Source organism: Aliivibrio wodanis (assembly GCF_052920805.1).
Map to the genome: position 1 here is coordinate 3,060,912 of NZ_JBREXA010000002.1, position 12,094 is coordinate 3,073,005.

Annotated in this window: 10 protein-coding genes; 5 read left to right on the forward strand and 5 right to left on the reverse strand. The window is 40.0% G+C overall.

All coding sequences use genetic code 11. The features are described 5' to 3' along the window. The first annotated feature begins 63 nt into the window (after positions 1–63). The 5 genes from ACU5DF_RS22240 to hsdR all read left to right on the forward strand — a co-directional run bounded on the left by ACU5DF_RS22240 (position 64) and on the right by hsdR (position 5,754). Positions 64–387, forward strand: coding sequence for a helix-turn-helix domain-containing protein (locus ACU5DF_RS22240; RefSeq protein WP_446714204.1), 324 nt, complete (start codon positions 64–66; stop codon positions 385–387). Between the two features lie 109 nt (positions 388–496). Beyond that, the gene (locus ACU5DF_RS22245) at positions 497–1,597 is read left to right on the forward strand and encodes a class I SAM-dependent DNA methyltransferase (protein ID WP_446714205.1); all 1,101 of its coding nucleotides are present in this window, start codon (positions 497–499) and stop codon (positions 1,595–1,597) included. Beyond that, positions 1,566–1,982: an N-6 DNA methylase gene (locus ACU5DF_RS22250; protein WP_446714206.1), complete on the forward strand. Its 417-nt coding sequence runs from the start codon at positions 1,566–1,568 to the stop codon at positions 1,980–1,982. The genes ACU5DF_RS22245 and ACU5DF_RS22250 overlap by 32 nt, the downstream gene beginning before the upstream one ends. Next, a complete protein-coding gene (locus ACU5DF_RS22255; RefSeq protein ID WP_446711293.1) occupies positions 1,982–3,145 on the forward strand; it encodes a restriction endonuclease subunit S in 1,164 nt (387 codons plus the stop codon). The genes ACU5DF_RS22250 and ACU5DF_RS22255 overlap by 1 nt, the downstream gene beginning before the upstream one ends. A gap of 35 nt (positions 3,146–3,180) precedes the next feature. After that, positions 3,181–5,754, forward strand: a complete 2,574-nt coding sequence (gene hsdR, locus ACU5DF_RS22260; protein ID WP_446711294.1) for an EcoAI/FtnUII family type I restriction enzme subunit R — start codon at positions 3,181–3,183, stop codon at positions 5,752–5,754. Between the two features lie 247 nt (positions 5,755–6,001). Here hsdR and bcp read toward each other — a convergent pair whose 3' ends face one another. From bcp to ACU5DF_RS22285, 5 genes are all read right to left on the reverse strand, one after another. Continuing rightward, on the reverse strand, positions 6,002–6,466 hold the full coding sequence (bcp, locus tag ACU5DF_RS22265) for a thioredoxin-dependent thiol peroxidase (protein ID WP_446711295.1): 465 nt from the start codon (positions 6,464–6,466) through the stop codon (positions 6,002–6,004). 114 nt (positions 6,467–6,580) lie between these two features. Beyond that, on the reverse strand, positions 6,581–7,069 hold the full coding sequence (locus ACU5DF_RS22270; protein WP_446711296.1) for a bacterioferritin comigratory protein: 489 nt from the start codon (positions 7,067–7,069) through the stop codon (positions 6,581–6,583). Next, positions 7,069–9,270, reverse strand: a complete 2,202-nt coding sequence (locus ACU5DF_RS22275; protein WP_446711297.1) for a site-specific integrase — start codon at positions 9,268–9,270, stop codon at positions 7,069–7,071. Before ACU5DF_RS22275 ends, ACU5DF_RS22270 begins: the two co-directional genes overlap by 1 nt. A 13-nt stretch (positions 9,271–9,283) precedes the next feature. Further along, positions 9,284–11,650 (reverse strand): hypothetical protein, encoded by a 2,367-nt coding sequence (locus tag ACU5DF_RS22280; protein ID WP_446712449.1) that lies wholly within the window; start codon positions 11,648–11,650, stop codon positions 9,284–9,286. Between the two features lies 1 nt (position 11,651). Next, the coding region (locus ACU5DF_RS22285) for a tyrosine-type recombinase/integrase (protein ID WP_446714207.1) at positions 11,652–12,094 on the reverse strand (443 nt) is incomplete at its 5' end.

Here is a 12,094-nt window from a genome sequence, read left to right on the forward strand (position 1 = left end):
GTATTGCTTAGTATACAAGAATCAATAAAACTAAGACAATCTTAGTTATTAGAGTCTACCAAAATGAAATTTAAGTGTTATTTATTAATCCGAATCCCAGAGCGACTCAAACAAGCTCGTAAAAAAGCGAAACTCTCTCAAAAAGCATTGGGAGTGTGCATAGGTATGGATGAAAGTTCAGCAAGCCCTCGAATGAATCAATACGAGAAAGGCAAGCACACCCCTGATGTTCAAACCTTAAAACTCATCGCTGATGAACTAGGTGTGCCGCTTAATTATTTCTTTTGTGAAGATGAAAGCGCAGCCGAGTTAGCGTGCTTAATTTCTCAAATGACTAAGAGCGAAAGAAAAAAACTTATTGCATCACTAAATCAAAGTAAAGACTAAAGAAAAAGGGTATATTCCCCCTAATTTCATAATTCAATTTGCTATGGGTTTCTCTGGAGAATATTAAGCCTCCTTCCCATAACTTAGCCGCTATCAGGACATTCAAAACATGTTTGAACAAGTATTCAAGAACGTTGATGACATCTTCCATAAAGATGCAGGTTGCTCTTCTGAGCTAGATTACACAGAACAATCCTCATGGATGCTGTTTTTAAAATACCTTGACGATCTTGAGTTCACCAAATCCCAAGAAGCGGAAATGATGATGGAGACTTATGAGTACATCATCGAAGAGCAATTCCGTTGGAGCAATTGGGCTGCGCCTAAAGATGCTGATGGTAAGTTTGATCACAACAACGCTTTAACGGGTGATGACCTGATGGATTTCGTTGATGGTCAGCTTTTCCCATACCTAAAAGGCTTTAAGCAACGTGCTGATAGCGCAAACACCATTGAGTACAAAATTGGTGAGATTTTTAGCGAGATAAAAAACAAGATTCAAAGTGGTTATTCACTGCGTGATGCACTTGAAAAGATTGACTCATTACGTTTTCGCTCACAGCAAGAAAAACACGAATTAAGTCATTTATATGAAGCTAAAATTAAAAACATGGGTAACGCCGGTCGTAACGGTGGTGAATACTACACTCCGCGTCCATTAATCCGAGCGATGATCGATGTTGTTCAGCCTAAAATCGGTGAAACCATTTACGATGGCGCAGCAGGCTCGGCGGGGTTCTTGTGTGAAGCCTTTGATTATCTACGTCAAGGTGGTCGCGAAAAAGTGAAGCTTAGCACCACTGATTTAACGACACTGCAAAACGATACGTTTTATGCCAAAGAGAAAAAATCTCTGGCGTATGTTATCGCTATCATGAACATGATTTTGCACGGCATTGAAGCGCCTAACGTATTACACACCAATACACTTTCTGAAAAGCTACAAGATATTCAACCAAGCAGCCAACACAGCATCATCCTAGCTAACCCACCGTTTGGTGGTAAAGAACGTAAAGAGGTTCAAGAGAACTTCCCTATCCAAACGGGTGAAACAGCATTTTTGTTCTTGCAACACTTTATCAAAATGCTCAAACCCGGTGGTCGTGCAGCGGTTGTTATTAAAAATACCTTCCTAAGTAATACTGATAAGGCGGCAATTGCACTTCGTAAGGAACTGCTTGAAAACTGTAATTTACACACCGTGCTTTGATTGCCCAGGTGGTACGTTCTTAGGTGCGGGTGTAAAAACGGTCGTGCTCTTCTTTACTAAAGGCGAACCAACGCTTAACACTTGGTTCTATGAGCTAAATGTCGGTCGTAATATGGGCAAAACAAACCCACTAAACGACAAAGATTTAGAAGACTTTGTTAAGCTGCAAAAAGCCGCGATGGGTGATTTGAAAAAAGGGGTTTCAGATAAATCATGGTCATTAGCCATTAGTGATATTGATGAAGCCACTTATGACCTATCGGTTAAAAACCCGAATGTTGAAGAAGCGGCACCACTGCGTGAGCCTAAAGTAATTATTGAGGACATTATTAAACTCGACAAAGAATCTGAAGCAATTTTGGCTAAGATTCAGGAGTTGTTGTAATGATTGAAGCTGTTAACGAGTTATCAAATGGCTGGTTGGAGTCTACTTTAGGGGATGTTGGTAAAGTATCGATGTGCAAGAGGATTTTAAAAAAACAAACCTCTGCTACTGGTGATATTCCATTTTTTAAAATAGGTACGTTTGGTAAAGAGGCAAATGCCTTTATTACTGATGAGATCTACCAAGACTTTAAAGAAAAATATTCATTTCCTAAGAAAGGCGATATCTTAATTTCAGCTTCAGGAACGATTGGACGCAGAGTTATTTATGATGGGAAGCCTGCTTATTTTCAAGATTCAAATATCGTTTGGATCGATAATAATGAAAAAGTAGTATTAAACGAATATTTATATATGTTTTATGGCGCTTGCGACTGGAATCCGTCAAAAGGAGCAACTATTGCAAGGTTGTACAATGATGATTTGCGACGGATTAAAATACAATTTCCTGAAAGCCTAGAAGAACAAAAACGCATTGTGGCATTACTCGACACTATATTTGCCGACTTAGAACAAACACGCGCTAAAACCGAACAAAACCTAAAAAATGCCCGTGAGTTGTTTGAAAGCAAAAAGCTTAATTTGTTTGAAAGTCTTGGTGAATCTTCGAATTTAAGTTCTTTACCATTAGTTTGCGATGATATATTTGCAGGTGGCGACGCCCCTAAAAAAGGTTTATTTTCAAAGGAGCAAACCAAAGAATTTAATATCCCTATCTACGCCAATGCAGTGAAGAATAATGGCCTCTATGGATTTACTGATTACTCTAGAGCCGATGAACCGTCAATAACTATTGCAGCCAGGGGAAGTGGTACTGGTCATATCGAATTGAGAAAAGAACCATTTTTTCCAATTGTGCGACTAATTGTATTAACACCAAATAAAGAAATTATTGGTTTAGAGTATTTGAAGCATGCCCTACAAACACTAGATATTTTAAGAAGTGGGTCGGCTATTCCTCAATTAACAGTGCCTATGATCAAAGAATATTCGGTCCCCGTACCAGATATGATTACTCAGGAAAAGATAGTCAGCGAACTACAAAGTTTGAAGCGATATATTGACAAGATAGAGGTTATTTACCGTAAGAAAATCTTAAAGATAGACGAACTTAAAAAATCCATCTTACAAAAAGCCTTTAGCGGCGAGTTAACGCACGACTAATAGTCGGCCTAAACAGTATACACAAGGTAAGTGTCATGAGTAGAAATGAATCTGAAACCCGTGCTGAGTTAATCTCGCCTAAATTAACGGTAGATGGTTGGGGTAAAGCTGATCACAGCATTATTCGCCGTGAGGTGAGTATTACTGCTGGACGTATTTTAGGTGGCGGTAAACGTGGCTCAAAACTCAGTGCAGATTACGTTTTAGAGTTTCAAGGCCGTAAACTTGCTGCCGTTGAAGCTAAACGTGAAAGCCTAAGTTACACCGAAGGTGTGCGCCAAGCCAAAGACTACGCTCAACGTTTACAGTGCCGTTTTGCTTATGCCACAAATGGTCATGACATTTACCAAATAGACATGCTGACGGGTGAAGAACAACTCGTTGAACGCTATTTAAGCCCTGAAGAGATGTGGGCGATTGCCTTTAACGGTGATGATGGTAAAGCCGAGCCAGCATTTACGAGCACTTGGCGTGAAAACTTTGCAAAAATTCCGTTTGAATGTAAAGGCGATTGGCAACCACGTTATTACCAAGAAAACGCCATTAACCAAGCGTTAGAGGCAATAGCAAAAGGCAAAGACCGTATTCTACTCACACTTGCAACAGGCACGGGTAAAACCTGCATTGCCTTTCAACTGTCATGGAAGCTGTTTAAAAGTCGTTGGAGTTTACAAGCAGCTAAGAATCCAAGTAACGCTAAAAAACGCCCACGTATTCTATTTTTAGCCGACCGAAATGTATTAACCAAGCAAGCCTTTAATGATTTTGGCGCTTTTGGTGAAGATGCCGTCGTGCGTATTACCCCAAGTGAAATCAAAAAAGCTAAGGGTGTGCCTAAAAACGCCAGTATATTTATGGCAATTTTCCAAACGCTAATGACCGATTCTGCAAATAAACACAGCTTAAATGCAGAAGAAGTTGAAGATGAAGAGTTTGAACAAGCGGTAATAACAGATACAAGCAACTGTAACTTCAGACAATACCCAGAAGACTTTTTCGATTTTATCATTATTGATGAGTGTCACCGAGGCGGTGCGAATGATGAGAGTTCATGGCGAGATATTCTGGATTATTTCTCTCCTGCGGTGCAGTTAGGTTTAACAGCAACACCAAAACGTACTGACAATGCTGATAGTTATAAATACTTTGGTGAGCCAGTTTACAGCTATACCTTGAAACAAGGCATTAACGATGGTTTTTTAACGCCATTTAAGGTGTATCCGATAGTCGGCACCATGGATGAGTATATCTATACACCGGGCGATGCTGTTACGTTTAAAGGCAAACCAGAAGTAGGCAAAGTTTACAAAGAAGGTGACTTTAACCGCATCATTGTAATGCCGCAGCGTGAGCAAAAGCGTGTGCAGTATTGGATGGACCATATCAATCCACGTGAGAAAACCATCGTGTTTTGTGCCACACAAGAACACGCAGGCATGGTACGTGACTTAATCAATCAATACGCGGTTAAAAAAGGGTGGACGACTAACCCAAGCTATTGTGTGCGTATTACTGCAAATGATGGTGCAGCAGGCGAAAACGATCTTCGTACATTCTGTGATAATGAAAAAACCATTCCGACCATATTAACTACTTCACGCAAGTTATCGACAGGTGTAGATGCCCGTAATGTGCGAAACATTGTGTTAATGCGTGAATGTAAAAACATGATTGAGTTTAAGCAGATCATTGGCCGTGGTACGCGGATGTACGATGGAAAGTCATTCTTCACGGTGTATGATTTTGTCAAAGCGCATCATAACTTTTCTGATCCTGAATGGGACGGAGAGCCGTTACCGCCAGACGAAAAACCAGAGCAAGAGCCATGTGATATCTGTAATAACAATCCATGTAGTTGCGTATGCGAAACCTGTGGATTTAACCCATGTAACTGTGTCATAGAAGATCCTGACGTGCTTTGTGGCAAATGTTTTCACTCTCCTTGTCAATGTGTTGTAGAGCCTTGTAATAACTGCGGAGACTCGCCGTGTAGTTGTCCTATAGGTGATAATGAAGACGATACGGGTAAACCAGAGAAGATATTCATTACGTTAACCGATGGGAAAGTGCGTCAAATACAGCACATGAAAAGTGTGTTGTTTATGGGAGCCGATGGCGCAATGCTGACAGCCAAACAGTTCGTAGAGCAATTGTTTGGGGACTTACCAAGGTTTTTTGCTAATGAAGATCAGTTACGTGAGATATGGAGTAATCCAAATACCCGTGAAAAACTATTAGCTGATTTATATGAAGCTGGGTACGACGATGAAAAACTCGATAGTATGAAAAATATTATCGATGCCAAAGACAGTGACGTATACGACTTATTATCTTTTGTGGCTTACGCTAGAGATACGCATACACGTAAAGAGCGTGTCGCAATTGCAAAACCTGCTATTTCAAGTCATTTTGACGATCACCAAGTCGCGTTTATAGAGTTCATTCTAGATAAGTATGTTGACGAAGGGGTTCAAGAACTAGCCGCACAGAAAATGCTTCCCTTAGTCGAACTTAAATACAACACGATAAGTGATGCAGCAGAAGTGCTTGGATCACCAATGGCGATACGAGATACGTTTATTGGATTTCAACAGTATTTATATGAGTAGGAGCAATTCTGCCCCTATTCAGTATTGAACTTAATACTAGCTATTTAACCGTTGACTCAATGTCTCGTAAGGTCTTATTGAGAATAGTCATAACATTGGAGTCACTTTGTCCTATATGGGCGATTTTCTGGATAAAGGCCTGTAGATATCCGATCTCATCCTTGACGACTTTTTTGAAAATAGTAATCCGAAGGGGACTAGCTACGGAGCCAGCGAAAGGGCACTGGCTCTATTTGACTTTTAAATACTATTTGTTGTTGAGGTAATCTAGAACAACTTCATGATGGTCTTTGGTTTTGAACTTATTAAATACATGCTCAAGATTCCCAGATTCATCGATAAGGAAGCTTGTACGAACCACGCCCATATTCTCACGCCCCATGAACTTCTTAAGTTGCCAAACACCGTACCTCTCACAAACTTCGTGTTCTTCATCGGCTAACAATGTGAAGTTAAGTTCTTGCTTATTGATAAAGTTAGTCAGTTTTTTTGGTGTGTCAGGGCTCAAACCTAGTACAACGACGTTATGAGCCTCTAGTTCCGCTTTTGTGTCACGAAGCCCTTGAGCTTGGACTGTACAGCCAGGCGTTGAAGCGCGTGGGTAGAAATAGAGTAGTACTTTTTTTCCTTTCAGCTCAGAGAGGGTTACTGGGTTGTTGTCTTGGTCGTTTAATGTGAAATCTGGAGCGATTTGTCCTGCTTCGATAGCCATAGGTTATCCTTACTTTCTTTAATTTACTCTGAATCGAGCTTTCTTATTATTTCAGTGTGTAGTTTTATCTATGCTTGGTGGTGTTGTCTAGTGGTAATTCTAAACTAGGTCTAGTTACTTTCTGAAGTAGCCTTCAACGATGTTATCGGGCCTAGTGTTAACGACTTTATCCATGGCTTTCTCACGCTCACTTTCAGGTAGCATTTCTATTAGTTCTTGAATCATCTTGATGTGATTAGCTGCTTGGGTAGCTAATGCTTGCTCATGACTGCGAGCTAGGTCGAGATAGTTTTTTTTCTTTTTAGTTGCTTGAGTCTTCTCTTGCTTTAATTGCTTAACCTCGGCTTGTAATACATTAATAGGTGACTGGCTTAAATCATCTTGTGCGGCACGAAATTCCAGTGACTTATTCTTCACCATATCCTGAACATCTTTATGTCTGCGCAATGCACCAACAGAAAGCCCCGCTTCTTTCTCGACGCTAAGGTTATTGATTTTTAACTTATTTTCTCGGGCTTTTTTCCTTAGCTCTCGATTTTCTGGCTTACCATCTAACAGTCGCTCTAGGGCTTTTACTAGCTTGCTTTTAGTCGCTTGTGTCATTACGCAGTTACTCCGCAAGGTATCAGCAGCTCTTTAACTTCTTGTGGTAGCTCAATAGGCTCATAGCTGATACCTAAGTCATTCATAATACGCTCAGCAGCTGTTATTTTGATATACGCTTCTGACGCTGTTTGAGGTGTCAATTCATCATGCTCAATATCCCACAGCATATTGATCTCAGCTTCTTTGCGTTTAGCCTCTGCAAAAACGGTATCGACAATGTAGTCGTTCTTACAGTCCACACATTCTAAAAGATTGACTTGTGTGCGCAAGCTACAACCTGTTGAAGTACAGTAAATCCCAGGTGCGACGACATGAATATGGCGCTTTTGATCGCGAACTTGTTTTTTCCAGTAATTGAGCGATAGCATGTCGTAGTCGACTTTATCTTTGAACAAGTTGCGCTTAGCCTTCATCATTTTTTTAGCGAACTCTTTACCCTTACCGCCAGCGACACGCTCTTTATTCGCCAGTTTCTTATAGATGTTTAGGTAGATTTGCGCTTTTTGATCAATTCTTTCTTCATCAATGGCGTGAAGCAAGTTTTGTTTTTGCTTTCTGATTTTCTGGAATTTACTGGCATTCTTGGCGTAATGCCTTGTCATCGCCATCGATACATGGCTGAACTGCTGTTTGAGTTGTGGATACGCGCAAAGTTCAAAGCCGATAAGGTAGTAAGCAAACGATCGCCGAAGTTGATGTCCTGAGAATTTATAGTCATCACCCACATTAAACGAAAGGTTAGGGTCGGAAAGCTTCAAATCAATCACATCGTCATTGGTTAGTGCAAGCATATCAATCATCGTGTTTTCGAACCAAGCGGTAGAATGTTTACCTAGTCCTGCCTTCTGAAGAGCACCACAACCCCATTTTACTCTGTGGAAAAACGCTCGGCTGTCAGGGTGACGTTTTCTTAGTGGTTCATGTAAGGCCTGTAGTATTTCGTAAGCCTTTTTTCCAACCTCTGTTGTGACAAATTCATCTTGCTTTGACTGAGATCCTCTTGTTGTCTTTGAGAGGTCAGCATGAATAACAAAGATTGTTTGTTTAGATATGGTTTCTTCTGCCCATCCATTCGCGGTATGAAGGTGAAATATTTCATCAGCACGCATACCTGTTCGAGACATTAATCCCCAGAGACAACCACCGTTAAGTTCTTTAAAAAGTGATTGAGCCTCTACAAGACCCGTCACATTCCTATTTCCTACTCTTAATGCTCTATCGATGTGGAAATTGTTGATATACTCATTCATAATTTCTGGGTTGTGTTTGTTTAGTAGCTCAATGATTTCAACTTCTGTTGGTGATTTTAGTATTAGATAACCTTTTTTAAAGGCGGTAACTTTTTCTCTTCCCTCTTTAGTTCCTTTAGCTAAATACCACTTAATATTACCATTCTTAAGTTTTGACTTAGCACTAACTAGATATTTAGCATACCCTTGATAAGTATTATCACGGTAGGTTGCAATGTAATTTGATAGTTGAATTAATTCATCACGTATAGGGTACAGTTGGTTAATTAACTCCTCTGATTTTTGTAGCCCAAGATAATACAATCGCTGTGGGATAACCGTATATTGCTTGGCTTCCTTTAGGGATAACCCAAAGTCTGATGCGGTTATTTTTTTCGAAAAGGCAACCTTAAAAGGCAGCCCTTTTGCTTCTGTATATAACTTATTGAGTGCTGTGTAAATATACCCTCTTTCAAACTCTAGTTCAGTGATGCCTGTGAGAACCCAAGTCTCAAGAAGATCAAAACTAAGAGACTCAAGACTGTTGTAGCCTTTATTTAAAAGAGGCGTAATGCATTTTTTTAACTCATTGATAGTGATGTAAATGGTTGAAAAAGAGTGGTCTCTAGGCGATAGCCACATCATTTTCAAAATTAGGGATTTTATTTGATTTCTGAGATTGCGCTCAATCACTTTCCCATCAAGCGTGAAGTCTATTGTATTTGCACAGGTAGCGTTTGGCTCAAAGAAATATTGAAGATTTCGCCAAGCATTATTGTCACCAATTTTACCTAATGACTCCCCTGTGACGGTAAAGCCAATATCTAGTGTTTCAAGCACATCCCAATCTCCCGATTCAATCGCAGGCCTTAATACGTCGCTCAGGTAATTTGTGCAGCCGGCAACGTTATTTTGCGCATTTATGATGGCACTTTGTCGGTCAAGGTCATGCTTAGGTAGCTTTATCATGTCAGACTCCTAATTAACGATATAAAGTCAAAATGGCATGGTCAGTGGATACCCGTGGGTGGCGACCGTCTTTGTCAAACAACGCCAAGGCATCGTCGTACACATCTTGACTTGCCCCGTCCAGGGTAAATTCAAAAGCGACGATCTTTTCATGGACTTCCTCTTTTGCATTGGGGTAGTGGTCTAATGCTTCTTTCAGCACATCAATGAAAGAGATAAGTTTATAGATGGCTTGAACGTCATTAATGACCTGAGCTGACTGGCACTTGTGACACATATCATATTCAGCACAAGGTAGTTTCAAGCCCAATGCATTGTTGGTCTCACGTTGAGTACTTTTACCGCTTTTAATGCGCTGTTGCCCGTTACAAATAATGCCATTTGGGTTAGTTTTGGCGTTTTTTTCCTTATGTTTCTTTTGCCACTCATCATGTGTCAGTATTGGAATACCATGTTCTGCAGCAATCGTTTCTTTCGCTTGTTCTAAGCTTGTATCTTCATCTAGTTGTTCCATCACTTGTATTGCTTCTGAGATGATAATTTTATTGAGTCGAGGATCGCCACAGGCATAATGCTTATCAATGGTTTCAAACAGGTTTTGAAGAATGCTTTGAACACCACTTTTACCAGAAGCTGAATACACTTGGTTGCTGGTTGTCTCTCTCCAACGACTTGATTGGAGTGAAATAAAGTAGTCATTTGGATCAATTGACCAAGTTCTCATTTGATTGGATGTTATAGGGATAATCCCTTCCCAATCTTTTGGAGCTTGCTTTGCATAACCTCTTTTGAGCAGCAACCGTTCGTACGTATTAGATATTTGCTTATCCGCTAGTTTTGTGGCGAATTGTTCAATATCTTGAATTATTTCCTTATCCATAGCAGGGATAGAAAAGCAATGGCTAGCACCATTTCGGTATTTGAACGAAACACTGATGTTTCCACTTGAGTCTTTTTCCGAATACGAAAGTGGAAGTAGAATGCCTTTTAGTGGTAAGTCTGTGTAACAAGATAAAATGCAGTAGGCGGCATTGGTTGCACCTTGTGTAGCTTTAGTTTTAGAGCTTGATCGAGCCACTTTGCTTACAAATACTCTACCAAGTCTATTAGTCTTTGTTTTTAATTCGATAACTTGTTGGTTAAGATAGCTATAAAATAACTCTTTTAACCAAGGAATAGTGGATGCTCGATTTGGTGAAATAAGGTTTAACTTTGTGGTTAGGTTCTTGTTTATTTCCATCAAATTGAAGCTCTCATTTTCCTCGCTTTTATTGTTTAGAGTGAATAATAAGGGTGAGCCTTTCTCGTTACTCCCGTACAGCTTTGAGAGTTCTTCAAGCATTTTGATGAACTTCACGCCATCACGCTTATCAACATCAAATTTCTCGTAGTTTTCATTGGTGAGAACTGCATCTATCTTTTTGTCAGCTCGTGCTTTATAGCTCGATACTTTTACAATTTTTAAGCTTTTATCACGCTCATCAGTATGAATTGTGATGGGGTGAGCGGTACCTTTAATATTACTATCATTTAGTGAGGTGAAAAAACACATCAGGTGGTAAGCAGCTCCCATCGCCATGTTAAAAGCAGCGCTGGTTTTAACATGAGTACCATTCTTGCTTCTACTATACGTTTTGGCTTTAAGAGAAGTTTGAATCGGAATGACTTCTTGGTATCTACCCAGCTCAATAGAAACAGGTAATGTCTCGGGTAGTATTAAGCTTTCTTTTTTTGCAGTAATAAGCAGTGGGGCTAATGTAAAAAATAACTCGCTTAAACGAGTGACAAGAAGTTTTTCCTCGGCATCAGAATAGAGTTTGAACTGCGTTGGCTCGTGACTAAAGCCTCGATGCTGGGCAGCCCATGAACCAATAGGTAATCCAGACCATATGAGAGCGGTTCGAAGCATTGAAGCTATATTGGAAGCAGTTGATTCCTTGATGCCTAGCTCATCCTTATGTTGCCTTTCCCATAATCGTTTTGATGGGTCATACTGTTTTATACGATGTCTTAACTCACCATCATTACCCGTGTATTTTAAATAGCCTTTTTCGGAAAAGGGGAGAACTTTCGCAGAATCGCAAAATATAATGAAAGCTCGTAAGTTGTCATAGATACTCACTACGGTACGTGCTGAGTTGCCGTTATCAACGTACTGCTTAGTTTTTTTACAGAAGCTAAGCAGGTAAGGTGTACGGCTTTTAATTTTATCGTTGTTTTTATTAGCACCGAGGTGCAACAAATGCGAGACATCAAACTCTGTGATCGTTCTGTCTCCATGTCCTTTGTATGGAATAGTCAAGCGTAGTGGAACTACATTTTTACTATTTCTAACATGCTTAACAGTCTTTGAGTTTTTAGCTAGTGGGCTTTTTGCCATGCTACCACCCCCCATTTATTTTGTTGTTTTTACTTATTGCGACTCTCAATTGGTCATCAAGTTTATTTATGAACTTAATGTACTTTTCAGTAATAGAAGTACTTGAGTGCCCCATCAGCTCTTTTAACTCATCCATCAGAAAGTCATAGGCAACCTGTCGCTTTTGAGATTCACTCCAAAGCCAATGAGTGGCAAAAGTTGAACGCAAATCGTGGATGCGGTAGTACCAACCAGGTTCTATTGCTCTGATGCGCTTTTTCAGTACACCAAAATGCACTTCCAGAGTATTTTCTGTGTAAGGTCGTCCTTTGTTGGAAACAAAAAGGTAATCAGTGGTGTCTAGTTCTTCTTGAGAATCAATCTGCTCTTTTCGTCGAGTTAGGTTCTTTTGTCGCTGATTACATTCCTTGTATACCTCTAACTCTTCATAAAGTGCGATAGGGA